Source organism: Streptomyces sp. NPDC037301, assembly GCF_055602785.1.
Genome location: NZ_JBVJWD010000015.1, coordinates 156,556 through 174,355, shown reverse-complemented (window position 1 = coordinate 174,355; position 17,800 = coordinate 156,556). Strand labels below are relative to the sequence as shown.

At 70.0% G+C, this 17,800-nt stretch carries 21 protein-coding genes and 1 pseudogene; 12 read left to right on the top strand and 10 right to left on the bottom strand.

Features of this window, described 5'->3' with window-relative positions; genetic code table 11:
* Nucleotides 1–39: 39 nt before the first annotated feature.
* Complete coding sequence (locus ACZ7IB_RS24315; protein ID WP_470915574.1) at nucleotides 40–939, top strand: Gfo/Idh/MocA family protein; 900 nt, start codon at nucleotides 40–42, stop codon at nucleotides 937–939.
* On the opposite strand, the gene ACZ7IB_RS24310 is transcribed toward ACZ7IB_RS24315, so the two are convergent.
* A complete protein-coding gene (locus tag ACZ7IB_RS24310; RefSeq protein ID WP_470915676.1) occupies nucleotides 936–1,226 on the bottom strand; it encodes a hypothetical protein in 291 nt (96 codons plus the stop codon). The genes ACZ7IB_RS24315 and ACZ7IB_RS24310 overlap by 4 nt on opposite strands.
* Here ACZ7IB_RS24310 and ACZ7IB_RS24305 point away from each other — a divergent pair.
* Both ACZ7IB_RS24305 and ACZ7IB_RS24300 read left to right on the top strand, forming a co-directional pair.
* Nucleotides 1,209–1,469 (top strand): helix-turn-helix domain-containing protein, encoded by a 261-nt coding sequence (locus ACZ7IB_RS24305; protein WP_470915668.1) that lies wholly within the window; start codon nucleotides 1,209–1,211, stop codon nucleotides 1,467–1,469. The genes ACZ7IB_RS24310 and ACZ7IB_RS24305 overlap by 18 nt on opposite strands.
* 255 nt (nucleotides 1,470–1,724) lie before the next feature.
* Nucleotides 1,725–2,072 carry a hypothetical protein gene (locus ACZ7IB_RS24300; RefSeq protein WP_470915573.1) on the top strand — a complete coding sequence of 116 codons (348 nt, stop codon included), beginning with the start codon at nucleotides 1,725–1,727 and terminating at the stop codon, nucleotides 2,070–2,072.
* Between the two features lie 18 nt (nucleotides 2,073–2,090).
* On the opposite strand, the gene lnt is transcribed toward ACZ7IB_RS24300, so the two are convergent.
* The 4 genes and pseudogenes from lnt to ACZ7IB_RS24280 all read right to left on the bottom strand — a co-directional run.
* The gene (lnt, locus tag ACZ7IB_RS24295) at nucleotides 2,091–3,740 is read right to left on the bottom strand and encodes an apolipoprotein N-acyltransferase (protein WP_470915571.1); all 1,650 of its coding nucleotides are present in this window, start codon (nucleotides 3,738–3,740) and stop codon (nucleotides 2,091–2,093) included.
* Nucleotides 3,741–3,839: 99 nt separating this feature from the next.
* Entirely contained in the window at nucleotides 3,840–4,337 is a 498-nt protein-coding gene (locus ACZ7IB_RS24290; protein ID WP_470915570.1) for a nuclear transport factor 2 family protein, read from the bottom strand.
* Nucleotides 4,338–4,405: 68 nt separating this feature from the next.
* Nucleotides 4,406–5,269 (bottom strand): universal stress protein, encoded by an 864-nt coding sequence (locus tag ACZ7IB_RS24285; protein ID WP_470915568.1) that lies wholly within the window; start codon nucleotides 5,267–5,269, stop codon nucleotides 4,406–4,408.
* A 229-nt stretch (nucleotides 5,270–5,498) separates the two neighbouring features.
* A pseudogene (locus ACZ7IB_RS24280) lies at nucleotides 5,499–6,394 on the bottom strand (MATE family efflux transporter); the annotation flags it as partial.
* A gap of 72 nt (nucleotides 6,395–6,466) precedes the next feature.
* Between ACZ7IB_RS24280 and ACZ7IB_RS24275 the strand changes: the two are divergent.
* Both ACZ7IB_RS24275 and ACZ7IB_RS24270 read left to right on the top strand, forming a co-directional pair.
* Nucleotides 6,467–6,736 (top strand): MDR/zinc-dependent alcohol dehydrogenase-like family protein, encoded by a 270-nt coding sequence (locus tag ACZ7IB_RS24275; protein WP_114248874.1) that lies wholly within the window; start codon nucleotides 6,467–6,469, stop codon nucleotides 6,734–6,736.
* Nucleotides 6,737–6,858: 122 nt separating this feature from the next.
* Nucleotides 6,859–7,113 carry a LapA family protein gene (locus ACZ7IB_RS24270; RefSeq protein ID WP_470915566.1) on the top strand — a complete coding sequence of 85 codons (255 nt, stop codon included), beginning with the start codon at nucleotides 6,859–6,861 and terminating at the stop codon, nucleotides 7,111–7,113.
* A gap of 45 nt (nucleotides 7,114–7,158) precedes the next feature.
* Here the strand turns inward: ACZ7IB_RS24270 and ACZ7IB_RS24265 are convergent, their stop codons facing one another.
* Nucleotides 7,159–8,031: an undecaprenyl-diphosphate phosphatase gene (locus ACZ7IB_RS24265; protein ID WP_383078105.1), complete on the bottom strand. Its 873-nt coding sequence runs from the start codon at nucleotides 8,029–8,031 to the stop codon at nucleotides 7,159–7,161.
* A gap of 211 nt (nucleotides 8,032–8,242) precedes the next feature.
* Nucleotides 8,243–8,956: a TVP38/TMEM64 family protein gene (locus tag ACZ7IB_RS24260; RefSeq protein WP_470915564.1), complete on the bottom strand. Its 714-nt coding sequence runs from the start codon at nucleotides 8,954–8,956 to the stop codon at nucleotides 8,243–8,245.
* A gap of 206 nt (nucleotides 8,957–9,162) precedes the next feature.
* On the opposite strand from ACZ7IB_RS24260, the gene ACZ7IB_RS24255 reads away from it, so the two are divergent.
* The 4 genes from ACZ7IB_RS24255 (at nucleotide 9,163) to ACZ7IB_RS24240 (ending at nucleotide 12,356) form a co-directional block, all read left to right on the top strand.
* A complete protein-coding gene (locus ACZ7IB_RS24255) occupies nucleotides 9,163–9,306 on the top strand; it encodes a hypothetical protein (protein WP_189280386.1) in 144 nt (47 codons plus the stop codon).
* 92 nt (nucleotides 9,307–9,398) lie between these two features.
* On the top strand, nucleotides 9,399–10,568 hold the full coding sequence (tuf, locus tag ACZ7IB_RS24250; RefSeq protein ID WP_470915562.1) for an elongation factor Tu: 1,170 nt from the start codon (nucleotides 9,399–9,401) through the stop codon (nucleotides 10,566–10,568).
* Between the two features lie 74 nt (nucleotides 10,569–10,642).
* Nucleotides 10,643–11,488, top strand: a complete 846-nt coding sequence (locus tag ACZ7IB_RS24245; RefSeq protein WP_470915560.1) for a patatin-like phospholipase family protein — start codon at nucleotides 10,643–10,645, stop codon at nucleotides 11,486–11,488.
* Between the two features lie 22 nt (nucleotides 11,489–11,510).
* The gene (locus ACZ7IB_RS24240) at nucleotides 11,511–12,356 is read left to right on the top strand and encodes a spermidine synthase (protein WP_470915558.1); all 846 of its coding nucleotides are present in this window, start codon (nucleotides 11,511–11,513) and stop codon (nucleotides 12,354–12,356) included.
* On the opposite strand, the gene ACZ7IB_RS24235 is transcribed toward ACZ7IB_RS24240, so the two are convergent.
* Complete coding sequence (locus ACZ7IB_RS24235) at nucleotides 12,318–13,592, bottom strand: MFS transporter (RefSeq protein WP_470915667.1); 1,275 nt, start codon at nucleotides 13,590–13,592, stop codon at nucleotides 12,318–12,320. The two genes, ACZ7IB_RS24240 and ACZ7IB_RS24235, sit on opposite strands and share 39 nt — an antisense overlap.
* A 93-nt stretch (nucleotides 13,593–13,685) precedes the next feature.
* Nucleotides 13,686–14,798: a DUF8017 domain-containing protein gene (locus ACZ7IB_RS24230; RefSeq protein ID WP_470915557.1), complete on the bottom strand. Its 1,113-nt coding sequence runs from the start codon at nucleotides 14,796–14,798 to the stop codon at nucleotides 13,686–13,688.
* A gap of 152 nt (nucleotides 14,799–14,950) precedes the next feature.
* Here ACZ7IB_RS24230 and ACZ7IB_RS24225 point away from each other — a divergent pair, with 152 nt between their 5' ends.
* Together ACZ7IB_RS24225 and ACZ7IB_RS24220 are read left to right on the top strand one after the other, a co-directional pair.
* Entirely contained in the window at nucleotides 14,951–15,388 is a 438-nt protein-coding gene (locus tag ACZ7IB_RS24225) for a DUF4442 domain-containing protein (protein WP_470915665.1), read from the top strand.
* Between the two features lie 156 nt (nucleotides 15,389–15,544).
* Nucleotides 15,545–16,204, top strand: a complete 660-nt coding sequence (locus ACZ7IB_RS24220; RefSeq protein WP_470915555.1) for a DedA family protein — start codon at nucleotides 15,545–15,547, stop codon at nucleotides 16,202–16,204.
* 109 nt (nucleotides 16,205–16,313) lie between these two features.
* On the opposite strand, the gene ACZ7IB_RS24215 is transcribed toward ACZ7IB_RS24220, so the two are convergent.
* Nucleotides 16,314–16,844 carry a gamma carbonic anhydrase family protein gene (locus ACZ7IB_RS24215; RefSeq protein ID WP_470915553.1) on the bottom strand — a complete coding sequence of 177 codons (531 nt, stop codon included), beginning with the start codon at nucleotides 16,842–16,844 and terminating at the stop codon, nucleotides 16,314–16,316.
* A 182-nt stretch (nucleotides 16,845–17,026) separates the two neighbouring features.
* Here ACZ7IB_RS24215 and ACZ7IB_RS24210 point away from each other — a divergent pair, with 182 nt between their 5' ends.
* Nucleotides 17,027–17,782, top strand: coding sequence for an acyltransferase (locus tag ACZ7IB_RS24210; RefSeq protein ID WP_470915551.1), 756 nt, complete (start codon nucleotides 17,027–17,029; stop codon nucleotides 17,780–17,782).
* Nucleotides 17,783–17,800: the final 18 nt, after the last annotated feature.

The following is a 17,800-nucleotide window of genomic DNA, read 5'->3' as shown; positions in this document are numbered from 1 at the left end:
CCGCACCGGTCGGCGCTGAACAGTGAGAGGGAGACCCCTGTGAAGGTCGGCTGCATCGGGCTCGGCGACATCGCGCAGAAGGCGTATCTGCCGGTTCTGACGACCCTGCCCGGGGTCGAACTGCATCTGCAGACCCGTACCCCCGCCACCCTGGCCGCGGTCGCCGAGAGGCACCGGATCCCGTCCGGGCAGCGCCACACCGACCTCGAATCGCTGCTCGCCGAGGGCCTGGAAGCAGCGTTCGTCCACGCTCCGACGGCCGTGCACCCGGAGATCGTGGGCCGGCTGCTGGACGCGGGAGTCGCCACGTACGTGGACAAGCCACTGGCCTATGAACTCACCGATTCCGAGAGGCTGGTGAGCCTTGCCGAGGAGCGCGGGGTGAGCCTCGCCGTCGGTTTCAACCGCAGGGTCGCGCCCGGCTACGCGCAGTGTGCCGAGCACCCGCGCGAGCTGATCCTCATGCAGAAGAACCGGGTGGGCCTGCCCGAGGATCCACGCACCATGGTGCTCGACGACTTCATCCATGTCGTCGACACGCTGCGCTTCCTGGTGCCGGGGCCGATCGAGCACACCGTCGTACAGGCCAGGATCCGCGACGGTCAGATGCACCATGTCGTGCTGCAGTTGGCCGGTGACGGATTCACCGCCATCGGCGCGATGAACCGGCTCAGCGGCTCGAACGAGGAACGGCTGGAGGTCTCCGGCCAGGACTCCAAGCGCGAGGTCGTCAACCTCGCCGAGGTGACCGATCACAAGGGGCAGCCGAGCGTGCGACGGCGCGGCGACTGGGTGCCGGTGGCCCGCCAGCGCGGCATCGAGCAGAGCGTGCTGTCCTTCCTGGACGCCGTGCGGGCCGGAAAGGTGCTGAGCGCCGGGGACGCCCTGCAGACGCATGAGTTGTGCGAGCGCATCCTGCGCGACCTGGACTGTGCCTAGTGGCTCGTCTCGGATCGTCGGCCGGGTAATTGATCCTGCACATCATCCGCTCGTTGTGCGGCAGACTGCTCCCAGGCCGTGATCGTGGAGGAGGTCGTGGGGCGTCGTCCGGGAGTTTTCGTCCGGCCGGTGAACATGGAGGAGTGCCGTCGGCGGCAAAGGACCAGCCGGACCGCGAACGACCCGGTGAAGTTGCGGCGGGCGATCGTGGTGATGATGTCCGCCCAGGGCCAGTCGGACATCACCTCGTTGATGCAGGTCAGCGCCGACTGTGTGCGCGATGTCATCCATGCCTTCAACGAACGGGGTTTGAGGCACTGGACCCAAGATGGAGCGGGGGACGCCCCAGGACGACCAGCAGCGAGGTACGCGAGCGCGTCTGTCTGATCGCCCGGACGTCCCCCGCCGACTGGCGCATCACCGCCTTCTCCACCTGGAGCCTGATCAAGCTGGCCGGGCACCTGGTGAAACCAGTGAGTCGTCCCAGCGGTCAGCCGCGAGATCCTGCGGCGGATACTGCACGAGGGTGAAGTCTCCTGGCAGTCGATCACCACCCGGAAATCTTCGAACGACCCGGACTTCATCTTGGCGGGCCGGGCCGGCGCCCGTCTGGCCCCCGGGGCTGCCCGTCAGTCGCAGCATGATCCTGCGTCTGGTCGACGCTCTTCCCGAGCCGGCAGTCCCAGGTGTTCTGTTCGGCTCCGCATCGCTGGGCTTCGGGATGCGTCGGGCCCCGCTCCGATGCAGGCTGGGGAGATGGGCCACCGGCCCGTGGAGGTGACCTCGTGAGGCCCCACGACGAGCCAAAGGGCTGGGGAGCGCTCCAGCCGCCGCCCGGCTACTACTCGGCCGTCGGGCGGCCGCCCGACGCGATGCAGCGCGGGTTGATCCTCGACTGGGCGGTCAATCAGCGGATCGCGAGCGGCTGGCGAGTGGAATCACGCTCCGAGACACAGGTTGTCATGGTCCGGGGCCGGCCGCTGAACCATGTGCTGCACGCCATTCTGATGGTGTTCACCTGCTTTCTCTGGGGCGCCGTGTGGCTGGTGCTGTCCGTGACCAACAAGGTCGAGAGGGTCTCGCTCACCGTCGACGCCCAGGGCCACATCGTCTCCGTGAACGGCCCCGGATAGTCCGGCCGGTCTTCGGGCTCACGGCCTGGAGCGACCGGTGGATTCGGTGGATTCGGCGGGTGGGGCAACCACCGGAGCCGCCGCACTCCTCGCAGCGGCCGGCCCGTCCCGGTGGCGCCTCCGGAGCGATCGCACCCCTTCGAAGGCGCAGAACACGGCCAGCACCGCCGACGCCCCGTGCACCGGCCAGTCGCCCAGCCGTACGTAGAGCGTCGTACCGGATGCCAGCGGTACGTCGAACACGGCAGCCCCGCTCGTATCCGTACCGAGCGGGGCCCCGATGCGCTCGCCCTGCGGGCCGTACACCGCACTGACGCCGGTGAGAGTCGCATGCACCATCGGGCGGCCGTTCTCGGCGGCCCGCAGCGCCCCGAGCGAGGCGTGCTGTTCGGGCGCCCAGCTGTGCTGGAACGTCGAGGTCGACGACTGGTCGATCAGCAGCTGCGCACCGTCCCGAGTCAGGTGCCGGCTCATGTCGGGGAACGCGGACTCGAAGCAGATCAGCGGCCCGATGCGCAGACCCTTCCCTCCGGCGGCCCCGGGAAGCCACATCGTCACCGGGTGGGTGCCCCGCAGCCGGTCCTCGCCCGCCGCCTTACCGAGCGACGTGGCCCACCCGAGCACCGAACGGGCCGGGATGTACTCGCCGAACGGCACCAGCCGCATCTTGTCGTACCGGTCCCCGGTCAGTCCGTCCGGACCCACCAGCACCGCGGATTTGAAGATCCCCGTCCGATCCGACCCGCCGGTCTGCCGGGCATCCATGTTGACCAGCACATCCGCGCCCACCCGACGCGAGAGGGCCGCAATCCGGGCGGTGATGTCCGGGTGCCGGGAGAGATCCACACCGACACTGCTCTCGCCCCACACCACCAGATCGAGATCGCGTCCCGCCAGCTCGCCGGTCAGCCGCTCACTGACGGCGAGCCGACGCTCCACGCTGTGGGGACCCGCGATCACACCCGGCTGCACGACGGCGATCCTGGCCACGCCCGACCGCTCGGGCTGCGGTGCCCACTGCGCCATCGCCCCCACGGCCAGGGCGCACACCACGATGCCGGCGACGGCGACGGCGACCGTACGGGCGGCGGCGGCCACGAACAGCAGGGCGACGGCGGTGTTCACCGCGACTACCAGAAGGCTCACCAGCCACACCCCACCGACGGATGCCACGCGGAGTGCCGGAGCCACCTCCCACTGGCTCGCGCCGAGCAGCCCCCAGGGGCCGCCGAGGCCCTCCCAGGAGCGGGCCAGCTCGATCATCAGCCAGCCGCACGGCACGACGACGACCGCGGCCATGGCTGCTGTGACGGAAACCGGCGCGCGCAGTACCCGGAAGACCAGCAGACCCCACGGCGCCCACAGCAGACCGAGCAGGGCCGCCAGGACCACGATGAAAACGTGGAGGCTCGGCATCAGCCAGTGATGCACGGCCAGCAGATAGCCGACCCCGCCGAGCCAGCCGTCGAGCGCCGCCCGGCGCCCCGTACCGGCGGACCGGATCAGCAGCAGCCACGGCACCAGACCGACATAGGCGAGCCACCACAGGGAAGGCGCCGGGAACGCGAGCGCGGGCAGCGCACCGGCGAGCAGTGCGATGCAGCCGCGCCACCGGCCGGACCGCAGCATCCGCTCCCACTGCTCGCGCCGACCGGCCGGAATCCGCATGCTGCGCCTCCTCGTCCTGCTGATCAGCAGTGTCCCCCCTGGGCACCCGTTCCGCAGTTCTTTCCCGGCGCGGGAGGGCGGAAGCACCGGTGGGCGGGCTCAGGAAAGGGTGAGCGAGTCAGCTGTGCCGCGCCACTTCTCGTGCACGGTCACGGTCCGGATCCGCCAGCCGTTCCCCGTACGCGACAGCGTGAAGGCGTACCGCCCGCCGGAGACGAAGTTCGGCACGGTCGTCCCCGCCCCGGAGCTGCCTTGGCCGCCCGCCGTGCTGTCCAGCCGCATCGGGTTGAGGTAGTCGGCCCGCACTTCGGCCCGGTCGCCCGGGTAGCCGCCCAGGTCCTGGACGTCGAGCCGGCGGTTGACGATCAGATGCTGGCGTACGGGGAAGAGCCGCATGGTCTCCGCGAGCCACTGGGCGACCTCGGCGGCAGGTCCTTCGATACCGCCCGCGCTGCGGTAGTCGGCGCGGCCGTCCGCGGTGAACAGGGCCCGGTAGTCCACCCATTCGCCGTCGTCCACCGCCATCGCATAGCCGGTGATCACTGCATCGATGGAAAGCTGGTCCATCACGGTCGAGAGATCCACGCGCTGCGTCATCGGGTCAGTCTCTGCCCGCCGGCGTCCGAGGCCAAGGGGTGTGCACGCACGACGGGCCGGCACAACCGTCAGCAGGGCACCACGGCCACCGGGCCGAGCGCATGCGTGAGCGTGGTCTGTGCGACGGGGGAGAGCCCGAGCCCGAGGGACTCACCGCCCTTGCGCCGCCCGATCACGGTCAGCGCCGCGGTCGCCGAGGCCGTGACCAGAGTGCGTGCGGCGGAGCCGCCGACCGATTCCCTGACGACCTCGACCTGCGGGTACTTCTCCCGCCAGCCTGCGGTGAGTTCGGCGAGGGTCCGCTCGGCCGTACCTGCCACCGCGTCCCGGTCGAAGACCGGGCCGCCGGACAGCATCGAGGAGAACATCGTCCAGCCGTGCACGATCCGCAGTCGCGCACCGGGCCGGGAAGCGGCCGTCGCGAAGGCGAATTCCAGCACCGCTTCACTGCTCTCGTCGGCGGCCACGCCCGCGACAATGTCGGGAAACGCTTCGGCCGCCTCCCCACGGTCCTCGTCCGACGGCCCGTTATGGATGACGACGACGGGGCACTGGGCCATTGAGGCGGTCGCCAGACTGTTGGAGCCGAGCATCAGGGACCGGAAACCGCCCAGACCGCGCGATCCGACGACCACCAGCGACGCATCACGGCTCAGCGAGGTGAGTGCCGCCGAGGGGAAGTCCAGCGGTGCGAGCGTCGACGGGTGCAGATCCGGAACGATCTCGGACACCCTTCGTACGGACTGCGTGAGCAGTTCCTCAGCCTCGCGCTGCTGTATCTCCTGACCGCTGCGCCGGTTCGGCGTCCGGGCGTGCACGATCACCAGCGGGAGCCCCCGGCGGACGGCCTCGCGGGCGGCCCAGTCGAGTGCCTCACGGCTGTGCGACGAGCCGTCGACGGCTGCGATCACGGGAAGCTCGGTGATGGTCATGATTTCCCTCCGGGTTCCGGCTGTACATGTCCCAGGCTGGTACGCGCACACGCCTTATGACAGGGCCTTTCGGCCTCATCTGCCTGGGAAGATCCGGGCAGACGCCACCACGCGTAACATGCCGCGCCCCGACGCACTTCAACACAGGCGTCGATCGCTCGGACGGCCGCCCGCGGCCACGCGGTGAACGGGCCGGCGGCTGCTGAGGCTCCGGACCGCCCGGACGGACTCAGGCCTCCGCCACGGCCCGGCGATGCCTGGCGTGGATGGGGAGGGAGTCCGAGTAGCGGCGGAGCAGAAGTACGGCTGTGGTCGCCAGGCCGGTGAGCAGGCCGAGCCAGATTCCCGGGGTGTCGAGGCAGAGCGGGTAGGCGAGGAGCCAGGAGGCGGGGAGGCCGACGGCCCAGTAGCCGATGAGCGTGATACGGAATCCGCTCCTGGTGTCGTCGAGCCCCCGCAGGAGTCCGACGCCGATGTTCTGGGCGCAGTCGAAGAACTGCAGGAAAGCAGTGACCACGAGCAACTGCGTGGCAATGGTGAGCGCCCGGTCGGAGTCGGCGGAGCCGGAGTCCAGGAACGGCTCCAGGACCAGCTGCGGCAGAGTGAGGCAGACGACGCCGACGACGGACATTGCGGCTGCGGCGCACGAGAGCGCGGTGTTCTTGATGCGGCGGGCGTCCTCGTGGCGGCCCAGGGCGAGTTCGCGGCTGACCAGTTGCCGTGGATCAGAACCCAGTTCAGGCCCGCGTTGACGGCGATGGAGGCGACGGTGATCCGCAGCAGCGCCTGCGGCCGCCGCATGCCGACGGTGAATTGCCGAATGGCCTGGAACCACAAGCAGGGCAGCAGTCCGGGGGCGAGCGCCATCAACATCGTCCGGGCCCGGTCGACGACCGCGGCGTCCTGCCCGAGCCAGGTCGGGGCCTGACCGATGAGGACCATCAGCACGGCCCCGACCAGACCCGCGAGCGTGGCCACCGCCATGCTCGCGCGGACGATTCCGCGGACCTCCTCTCGCGTTTCCCGCGACGCGAGTTCACGGTCATTGCCCGCGGTGGCTGCCGCCTTCTCGGTACGGGCTGCAGCGGCGGCAACCAGGTTGCCGACGGAAGTGACCAGACGCACCTGACGCACCGGTGCGGGCCGTGAGGCTTCCGGCCCGCTGCGATTGTCAGTGCCGGATGCGATCCTGCCCTCATGGACGAGTTGATGCGGCAGCGGCGCGTGTACGGCGCCGACCATGACGATCCCGACCCGGGGCCCCAGCCGGGTCACTCCTACCGGGAGTTGGTGGGCGGCCCGCTCGACGGGCTGCTCCTCGATGTGACCGGCTGGACGGAGACGGCACTGCGCGAGGGGGCGGCGCTGAACACGGAGATCGGGCGGTTCGGCCCGGGCGGCCGAGCGGAGTACGGACCCAGGGACGGCGACTTCGACCGGTGGGACTGGCAGGGCGACATACCCTGACGCTCACCGCCACGCCACTTTGTCGAGGTGGTGTGGCGGTGGCCGGCGCCGAGCCCGCTGCGCAGCGCGCGATGAATGAGACCTGTCAGGACTAATCGCCCGAATCGCTCGATACTGGAACCATGGCACAGAAGACGTCTCGACCGCACGCCCCGCCGACCCTCTCCGTCAAGGGCCGGGACGTGCGGATACGCACCATCGGGATCCTGGTACTGATCGGTCTTGCGATCTGGTTCATCGCCGCGAACACCGAATCGGTCGGCATCCGGCTGTGGGTACCCACCGTCACCCTGCCGCTCTGGGCGGTACTGACCGTGACCCTGCTGGTCGGGCTGGGGATAGGCGCGCTGCTGGCCCGCCGCAGGGCGAAGCGCTGAGCCGGTGGACGGGGAGCGGGGCCTCACGGGCGCGCGTACGTAGCGTTAGCCCGCCGACTCGCCCGCGTGCGGGCTCAGCACCCCTGCAGTCACCAGTGCGAACAGGAGCAGCCCGAGAAGCACGCGGTAGATGACGAACGGCATGAAGCTCTTGGTCGTGATGAACTTCATGAACCAGGCGATAACGGCATAGCCCACGCCGAATGCGATGAACGTCGCGAAGATCGTCGGACCCCACGACACATGTCCCTCGCCCGCGTCCTTGAGCTCGAAGACACCCGAGGCGAGCACCGCCGGGATCGCGAGCAGGAAGGAGTAACGGGCCGCCGCCTCGCGGGTGTACCCCATCAGCAGACCGCCACTGATGGTGGCGCCGGAGCGGGAGACACCCGGGATCAGGGCCATCGCCTGACAGAAGCCGAAGATCAGGCCGTCCTTGACGCCGAGCTCCTTCAGCGTCTTGCGTTCCTTGGCGGCCCGGTGCCTGCCACCTGCCTCGTCGCGGGCGGCGAGACGGTCGGCGATGCCAAGGACGATGCCCATGACGATCAGGGTGGTGGCGATCAGTCGCAGATCGCGGAAGGGCCCCTCGATCTGGTCCTTGAACGTCACGCCGAGCACACCGATGGGGATGGAGCCGACGATGACCAGCCAGCCCATCTGCGCGTCGTGGTCGCTGCGCATCGACCGGTTGGTCAGCGAGCGGAACCAGGCCGAGACGATCCGGACGATGTCCTTGCGGAAGTAGATGAGGACTGCCGCCTCCGTACCGATCTGGGTGATGGCGGTGAATGCCGCACCCGGGTCGTGCCAGCCGGCGAACGCTGCGGTGAGCCGCAGATGTGCGCTGGAGGAGATCGGCAGGAACTCGGTCAGTCCCTGAACGAGGCCCAGGACGAACGATTCGAACCAGCTCATGGGGCTTTGGCCATCCCGGAGGTGATCGTGCATCGACCGACGGCAGTAAGGCCGTCGGCAACGTGCGCATTGCGGTCAAATGAGGGCAGGGCCGTGCCGGGCCCGGAGATCTTCGGTCGGTCGCGGGCAGGGTATCGCTCTCAGATGAACTGCGATACGCGTACCCCCGCGCCCGCCCACCGCCCCGGTGTCCGCTCCCATGCCTACGGGATCACTCGGAGGCGAGGCGGTGACGCTTGCGCCAGGCGACGGCGGCCGCGCCGAGCCCCGTCAGCACGATGAAGCCCATCGCGGCCAGGAACGCGGGCGACGTCGGTGACGAGGCCTCGCTGCCCGCGACGACATACGCGGCGGTGTTCGGGACCGAGCCGAGCCCGGTGGCCATCAGGAACTGCGGATACCCCATGCGCGAGACGGCCGCGCAGTAGTTGGCCGCCGCGAACGGCACACCGGGGAACAGCCGCAGCGCCAGCATCGAGCGGAAACCGTGCCGGCTCAGCTGGCCGTCCGCCGCCTTGAGCCAGCGCCCGCGCAGCAGCGTACGGAGCGCGTCCTGCCCGAGCACCCTGCCCAGCCCGAACGAGAGGCCCGCGCCGAGCACCGTACCCGCCAGCGCAGCGACCAGTCCCGCCTGCGAACCGAACAGCGCACCGGCGGCGAGATTGAGCAGTGGCCGCGGTACGAAGGCCACGGTGCACACGCCGTACGCGACACCGAACAGCGCGACCGCGGCGGCGCCACCGCTCAGTTGGGCAGGCCAGCCGGTGGCGAGCAACCGTTGGGGTTCGAGGAACAGCATCGTCGCCGCAGCGGCCAGCAGCACGGCCACGAGCAGCGAGAACCGGGACCAGGGCGAGAGCAGCGCCCTCGTGCAGCGCACGGCGAGGCCGCCTGTGGGCCGGGCGGCGGGGACGGGGTCGAGCATGCGGGGAGACTAACCGACGTCCGGGTGTGATCGCCGTAATGTGCACGGTACGAGCCAGGCGGCCGATATCGCTCCCGCGCGCTGCCGACATCCCGCGGACCAGGCATCTGCGACGGCGGGGTGGAACCCGAACTCCCGTGTCCGGCTTGAGGTGTCCGCCGGAAAACCATTCGACGTGACCGTGCCGGTCGGCCATGATCGGACCCATGTTCCGGTACGCCTTCCTCGCAGCGCAGTCCGCAGTCGCGGACGCGCCGAAGGCTGCCGTGAACCCCGTCACCGCAGCGGCACTTGTCGCAGCGGCAGCGTTCTCCGCTGCCGCAGCGCCCATCGGCGGCGCCCGAAGCTGACCCTCCCCCGACAGTCCGGCGGACCCCGTAAGGGGAGGGTCGGCGAGGCCCTGGGGTCTTCTCTCTCAGCTTCGAATTCCAAGGAATGAGCCATGCCCAAGACGGCATACGTGCGCACCAAGCCGCACCTCAACATCGGCACCATGGGCCACGTCGACCACGGCAAGACCACCCTGACCGCCGCCATCACCAAGGTCCTCAGCGACCGCGGAACCGGCACGTTCGTCCCGTTCGACCGGATCGACCGTGCGCCGGAGGAGACCCGGCGCGGCATCACCATCAACATCGCGCACGTCGAGTACGAGACCGACACCCGTCACTACGCGCATGTCGACATGCCGGGACACGCCGACTACATCAAGAACATGGTCACCGGCGCTGCCCAGCTCGACGGGGCGATCCTCGTCGTCTCCGCGCTCGACGGGATCATGCCGCAGACCGCCGAGCACGTCCTGCTCGCCCGTCAGGTGGGTGTCGACCACATCGTCGTCGCCCTCAACAAGGCGGACGCGGGTGACCCCGAGCTGACCGACCTGGTCGAGCTGGAGGTCCGCGAGCTGCTCTCCGCGCACGGCTACGGCGGCGACGGTGTCCCCGTCGTACGGGTGTCGGGCCTGAAGGCCCTGGAGGGCGACCCGCGGTGGACCGCGGCCGTCGAGGCGCTGCTGGACGCCGTCGACACGTATGTGCCGATGCCGGTCCGCTACACCGACGCGCCGTTCCTGCTGTCGGTGGAGAACGTCCTGACCATCACCGGCCGGGGCACCGTCGTCACCGGAGCCGTCGAGCGCGGCACTGTGCGGGTCGGTGACCGGGTGTCGGTGCTGGGCCCGGACATCGAGACGGTCGTCATCGGTCTGGAGACCTTCGGGAAGCCGATGGAGTCCGCGGAGGCAGGCGACAACGTGGCGCTGCTGCTGCGCGGGGTGGAGCGCGACCGAGTGCGTCGCGGCCATGTGGTCGCGGCGCCCGGCAGCGTGACGCCGAGCCGTCGTTTCACCGCGCAGGTGTATGTCCTGTCGGCGCGGGAGGGCGGCCGGACCACCCCGGTGACCACCGGCTACCGCCCACAGTTCTACATCCGCACCGCGGACGTCGTGGGCGACGTCGATCTCGGTGCGGTGGCGGTGGCGCGACCCGGGGACACGGTCGACCTGGCCGTCGAGCTGGGCCGTGACGTCCCGCTGGAGACCGGACTCGGCTTCGCGATCCGCGAGGGCGGCCGCACCGTCGGCGCGGGTACTGTCACCGGACTGCTCTGAGCCGTGTCGCACCAGGGGCCCGCCTCCCGTACCCCACGGGAGGCGGGCCCGGTGCCCTAAGCAAGACTGACGGTATGAGAGAAACAGCACTGGTGCTCGGTGCCGGCGGCGTCACGGGCAGCGCCTGGGAGACCGGAATTCTGTACGGGCTCGCAGAGGCGGGCGTGGACCTGTCCACCGCCGACCTGATCATCGGCAGTTCGGCGGGCGCGATGGTCGGCGCGCAGCTGGCCTCCGGACTGCTCGGCCTTCCGGAACTGTACGAACTCCAGCTCGCCGATCCGCAGGGCATGACCGGCGGCAAGCTCGGCGCGCTGACCTTCCTGCGCTATGCGGGGGCCGTGCTGTCCACACGTACTCCCGAGGCATACGGGCGGAAGCTGGCCCGGATCGCGAAGGACGCCCACCTCGGCATCACGCCGGAGGAACGGCGCGCGGCGATCGCCGGGCGTCTCCAGTCGCCCGACTGGCCCGGGCGTCCCCTGCGCATCACCGCGGTCGACGCGGCCACCGGTGAGCTCCACACGTTCGACAAGGACAGCGGAGTACCCCTCGTGGACGCCGTCACCGCGAGCTCCGCCGTCCCGGCAGTATGGCCCGTCGCCACCTTCCAGGAACGGTCCTGGATCGACGGCGGGGTGCACTCCCCGGCCAACGCACATCTCGCCGCAGGCTACGGGCGCGTCGTCGTCATCGCTCCGACGGCCAGTGGCAACAAGGTCATCGTCTCGCCGCGCTCGCAGGCGGCCGAGCTGGCCGCGAAGGGTGCCCGTGTGGAGGTCATCACCCCGGACGCGGCGGCGAAGAAGGCATTCGGCCGCAACTCCCTCGACCCCAGCCGCCGGGCCGCGGCTGCCCGTGCCGGGCTCGCCCAGTCGGCGGCGCACACCGAAGCCGTCGCCGCGGTCGTGAGCAGCTGATCGGGCACCCCACAATGGGGGGGTGAACGAGTCAATACCTGTCATCCGGGACGTGGACCACGGCACCGCCAGACTCCTGCCCGACGTGGACCGGGACAGGGCCTGGCTGCTCACCGTCGACGGTGCACCCCAGTCGTACGTCGACCTCGACGCACCGGACCACCTCGAATTCGAGTACGCGCGACGGCTCGCCCATGTCGTGGACTGCGCCGCGGCACCGGGCGCACCGCTGGACGTACTCCATCTCGGTGGTGGTGCGCTCACACTGCCCCGCTATGTCGCCGCGGCCAGGCCGGGCTCCCGCCAGGACGTCGCCGAGGCCGACCTCGGGCTCCTCGCCCTGGTCGCCGAGCATCTGCCGGTCCCCGACGGCAGCGGGATCACCGTGCACGGCGCGGACGCGCGCAGCCGGCTGGAGCAGACCCCGCCCGGCTCCGTCGACGTCCTGATCGCGGACGTCTTCGGCGGTTCGCGAGTGCCCGCCCACCTCACCACCGTCGAGTACGCACAGGCTGCCCGCCGGGCGCTGCGCGACGGCGGAATCTACGCCGCCAACCTCGCGGACGGCGCACCCTTCGGCTTCCTCCGCTCCCAACTGGCCACCTTCGCGGCCGTCTTCGAGGAGCTCGCACTGATCGCCGAACCGGCGGTGCTGCGCGGCCGGCGCTTCGGCAACGTCGTCCTTGTCGCGTCCCGAAGCCCCATCGACACGGCGACGCTGACCCGCCGCTGCGCCGCCGACGCCTTCCCCGCCAGGGTCGAGCACGGGCCTGCGCTGGACCGGCTCGTCAAAGCCGCCCGGCCGGTCAGGGACGGCGAGGCGGTCGCCTCACCCGAGCCGCCCGACGGAGCCTTCAGTATCGGCTGAGGCCGGCCCCTGCGTCTTGGCCGTCACCACCTCGGTGGTGACGGTGGCACGGGTCAGATTGCGTACCTCGGGTACGAACAGCACGGCGCCGGTGACCAGTACGATCAGCCCCGCGCAGCCCCACAGGGCCTCACTGCGCCCGACCAGGGCCTCCACCGGACCGGCGAGCGCGGTGGCGACCGGCATCATCGCCACCGAGCCGAACCAGTCGTACGCCGAGACACGCGACAGCTTCTCCTCCGGGATCTCCTGATGCATGGCCGTCATCCATGAGACCCCGAACACCTCGATGGCGAGCCCGCTGACGAACATCACCCCGCAGAGCCCGGCCACCGGCAGCGGCACCGCGAGCCCCGCCGACGGCAGGGCCAGCGGGAAGACACAGAGGGTTCCGGCCAGCAGCAGCCGCCGGGGCTTCCAGCGCATCATCAAGAGCGCCCCGCCCAGCGTGCCGACCCCGAACGCGGCGAGCGCGAAGCCCCAGGGGCGGGCGCCACCGAGCTCGTCCCGGGCGACCAGCGGCCCGTACACCGACTCGGCGGCCCCCACCGCGGCGACCACCACCGAGAACTGCGCCACGATGCTCCACAGCCAGGGGCGGCCGATGAACTCCTGCCAGCCGTCCCGCAGATCGGCGAGCAGGCCGCCGCCCGGTGTGCGCGACGGAATGTGGCTGACGTCCAGGAAGGCGCGCAGCGCACCCGCCACCGCGAAGGACGCGGCATCGATGGCCAGCACCCAGCCCGGGTCCATCGCCGCGATCATGGCGCCGCCGAGCGCCGCACCGCCGATCGCCGCGCCCTGCATGGACATCCGGAAGAGGGCGAAGGCGCGGCTCGCCTGCTCACGGCTGACGCTCGACATCAGCATGCCCTCGGCCGCCGGGTTGAAGAACGCCTGCCCGGTGCCGCACAACGCGGTGAGCAGCATCATCTGCCACAGCTTCGGATCGCCGGCCAGGACCAGCCAGGCGAAAGCGGCCTGCGAGACGCAGTTGAGGGCGTTCGCCGCGACCATCACCCGGTGGCGCGGCAGCCGGTCCGCGATCGCCCCGCCGATCAGCAGGAAGAGCACCAGCGGTGCGGTCCTGGCGGCGGCCACCAGACCGACGTCGCCGCCGTCACCGCCCGACTCCAGAACCGCGAACGCCGCCGCGATCAGCGCACCATGGGTGCCCAGGCCCGTGATGATCGCTGCGGCGGTCAGCAGACGGTAATTGCGGCCGGGGCGGCTCATGAGAGGTGCGGGGGCGGGAGCGGCAGTCACCAAGGGACTATCGCCGCTGCGACCCCGCCCTGCCAAATGCTTTCCCGGAGGCGGTGGAGACGGTCAGGATGACGGGGCGACGTCCACCAGCCGCACGGTGCTCAGGATCTGCTGGATCGTCGTGTCCGGCAGCTCGTCCTTGACGGAATCGGCTCCGTACAGGATCCAGGACGCGAAGTCGCCCTTCTTGTTCTTGAAAGTGAAGGCGATCGTCTTGCCGTCGCTGTCGCACTTCTTCCGCTTCGTGACATTCGGGGCGGTGGCTGTGACGACCTGGCCGGTGAGACCCGACTTGGTGGTGTACTGCTTGGCCTCGGTGAACTTGATGGTGCTCTTCGGCATGTGCTGCGCGTAGGCGGCCCACGCCCAGTCGCCGGCCTCGTTGCGGGCGTTCTTGGCCGCGTCGGTGGCGCCTTGGGCGCCCCTGGTGCCGGCACTGGCGAGGCTCATGTCCTCCTTGGTGCCGTCCTTGTCGGAATCGTCCACGCACCACTTGCTCTGGTAGTACGACGGTGCGGAGAAACCGATGTAGGGCGAGCCGTCACCCTTCTTGTCGTCCTCGAAGTACGAGAACGTGCCGGGAGAGCCGACCTCCCAGTCCCCGGGCACGTCGAACTGCGTGCCCCACCTGGGGTTGGTGACGACCTTCCAGCCCGCGATCAGAGGCTTGGCGTCCCCGTCGGCGCCGCGCGGGTTCGCCTCGGGCGAGGACGCGGAATCGGACGGCTTGGCGGGCGCCGACGAGTTCTTGTCGTCGGCGACGTCCTTGCCCTTGTTGCCGTCCTTGTTCATCACGACGACACCGGTGACCACGGCAGCCACGACGACGGCGGTGGCCGCGACGATCGCGATGGCGGTGGTCCTCTTCTTGCTGCCGTCGGGCTGCGGACCACCGGGCGGACCGGGGATCGCGTACTGCGACACGGTCGGCTGCTGGTACGGGTTCGGCTGCTGATACCCCGGCTGCTGTCCGGGCTGTCCCTGTTGCTGATACCCCGGCTGCTGTCCGGGCTGTCCCTGTTGCTGATACCCCGGCTGCTGTCCGGGCTGTCCCTGCTGCTGATATCCCGGCTGCTGATAAGGATTCGGCTGCTGGTACCCCTGCTGCTGATACGGGTTCTGATTCTGGTCCTGCGGGTTTTGCTCGCCCCCGGGCGGCTGCTGTCCTGGCCACATGGCGAGTAACGATAGAGGGGCGGTGGCCGGTTTGCTACGCCCGCCCCCATGAGCGGACGGTGAAGGATGCGGTCAGTGGACGGGGCATGGGGATCAGGGGATGGCCAAACAGATCTACTCGCGAGTAACATCTCGTCATGAGCGCTGAACAGATGACCGTCGGCGAGATGCTCGCCGCGACGGTTCCGATGGCCCGGACCCTCAATCTCGAGTTCGTGGAGACGACCGCCGAGCGTGCGGTGGTCCGTCTGCCGGACCAGGCCGACTACCACAACCACATCGGCGGACCCCACGCCGGCGCGATGTTCACGCTCGCGGAATCGGCGAGCGGCGCGATCGTCATCGCCGCCTTCGGCGACCAGCTGTCGCGTGCCGTGCCGCTGGCGGTGAAGGCGGAGATCGGTTACAAGAAGCTGGCCATGGGTGTCGTCACCGCGACGGCGACCCTCGGCCGCCCGCTGGCCGATGTCGTCGCCGAGCTCGACGAGGGCAAGCGGCCCGAGTTCCCCGTGGTCATCGAGATCCAGCGCGCGGACGGTGCGGTGACCGGTGAGATGACGGTCATCTGGACGCTGCGTCCGAACGCCTGATACAGGACGGTTCCGTGAAGGGCCGCCGCGCACCCCATGAGGGTGTGTGGCGGCTTTTCGCGCTGTTCGGGCAGTTGGTGGGACAGGTAGCATTCCCGCCGTGCGCCGAGGAGTTGGCCGGCGGGCAACGGGATATCAGTACGGGAGGAACCGGCGTTGCACATCCAGGAATGGCTGGAGACCGTCCCCGCGGTCAGCGTTTACGTCCTGGTGGGCGTCGTCATCGGGCTGGAGAGCATCGGAATTCCGCTGCCTGGCGAGATCGTCCTGGTCAGCGCGGCGCTGCTGGCCGCTGGGCACGACGGAATCAACCCCTGGATCCTCGGGGCCTGCGCCTCGGCGGGCGCGGTCATCGGCGACTCGATCGGATACGCCATCGGCCGCAAGGGCGGACGGCCGCTGCTCGCCCGGCTCGGCGGGAAGTTCCCCAAGCACTTCGGCGAGAGCCAGATCGGTATGGCGGAGCGGTCGTTCCAGAAGTGGGGCGTGTGGGCGGTGTTCTTCGGCCGCTTCGTCGCACTGCTGCGGATCTTCGCGGGTCCGCTGGCCGGCGTCCTGCACATGCCGTACTGGAAATTCCTGATCGCCAACCTGCTCGGCGGCATCGTCTGGGCCGGTGGCACCACGGCCGTCGTCTACTCGGTGGGGGTCGTCGCCGAGGCCTGGCTCAAGCGGTTCTCCTACCTCGGCCTGGTGGTCGCGGTGCTGATCGGTGTGACCTCGATGCTGGTGCTGAAGAACCGGGCCAAGAAGGCGGCGGCACAGGGGCCGGTCGTCTCCGCGCCCGACACGGGGACCGTACCGGTGGCGGACTGACCGGTCGTACCGCTGCGACCGACTGACCGGGGACGGTGCGGGCGCGCGGAAACGGCCGACGCTTCCGTTCGTCCGACCGCCCCCGCTCCTTGGTTTTGTCGCGTTCCGCTCAGCTCTCGTGTGCCTGACGGTGTGCCTTGGCCAGCTCCACATAGCCCACCGCGTTGAACTTGATCCCGTCCAGCTCCTCCTCGGTCAGCTGCCGCTTGACCTTGGCGGGTACGCCGGCGACGAGCGAGCCCGGGGGCACCTGCATCCCCTGCGGGACCAGCGCCTGTGCCGCGATCAGTGAACCGGCGCCGATGCGGGCACCGTTGAGAACGGTGGACCCCATGCCGACCAGAACGTCGTCCTCGATGGTGCAGCCATGGAGTACGGCGTTGTGCCCGACCGAGACGCGCTCGCCGACCGTGACGGGGAACCCGGGGTCGACATGGACGCTGCAGTTGTCCTGGATGTTGCTGTCGGCGCCGATGACGATGGGACCGCAGTCGGCACGCAGCACTGCGTGGTACCAGACGCTGGAACCCGCGGCCATCGTGATCTCACCGATCACGACCGATGTCGGTGCGGTGAAGGCCTCCGCATCGATGTCCGGCTCCTTGCCGCCCATTCCCGTGATCAACGCCTGCTCTGCCATCGCCCGTTCCTCCGTGCCCCGGTGCTGTGCGGTCGCGGTCGTCCGATCGCAGCAGCTCGGTCGCCGCTGTTCGATCGCGTCAGAGGAACGGTATGCGACGGGCGGTGGAGCGCCGCCGAGTGGGGTGAACATCACAGGCCGCCGCGGTGATCGCGCCGGGCGCCGCCGACTACCGTGTGCGAGTGCCCAAGAACAGGAACACGTTCTCTTCCCTCGCCGCCTGGCGGCGACGCGCCCTGTCCCGGGCCGTCCACCGCGGCTGGCGCTGGGTGCAGGAGTCGGGCGCGGTCACTGCTGAACACCCCGGCCGGCTGCGGTTCGGCCGGATCGGCGCAGGCACGCGCCTGGCCTTCCCGCAGGGCACGGTCTTCGGGGAGTCGTGGATCGAGCTCGGTGCCCACTGCGTGATCGGTGAACAGGTCACGCTGACGGCCGGACTCATGCCCGACCTGGATCTCGGATCCGAGCCGATCCTGACCCTGGGGGACGGAGTGGTGCTCGGCCGCGGCAGCCATGTCGTCGCCGACACCAAAGTGACCATCGGCTCGGACACGTACTGCGGGCCGTATGTCTACATCACGTCCACGAACCACAGTTACGACGATCCGCACGAGCCGGTCGGCAGACAGTGGCCCCGAATGGAGCCGGTCGCCATCGGGCCGGGCTGCTGGATCGGCACCGGAGCGGTGATCCTGCCCGGGGCCACGCTCGGGCGCAACGTGGTGGTCGCCGCAGGCGCGGTGGTACGGGGTGAGGTGCCCGACCATGCGGTGGTGGCCGGTGCTCCCGCCCGTGTCGTACGCAGTTGGGATCCGGAGAAGGGCTGGCAGCCGCCGCTGCGCACCCCTGCTCCGGTGCCGATCCCGTCGGGCGTCACGCCCGAGCAGTTGCTGGCCCTGGCGGAACCGGGCGAGACATCGGGCCCGTCCGGCGACTGATGGGCGGTAGGGCGCCGG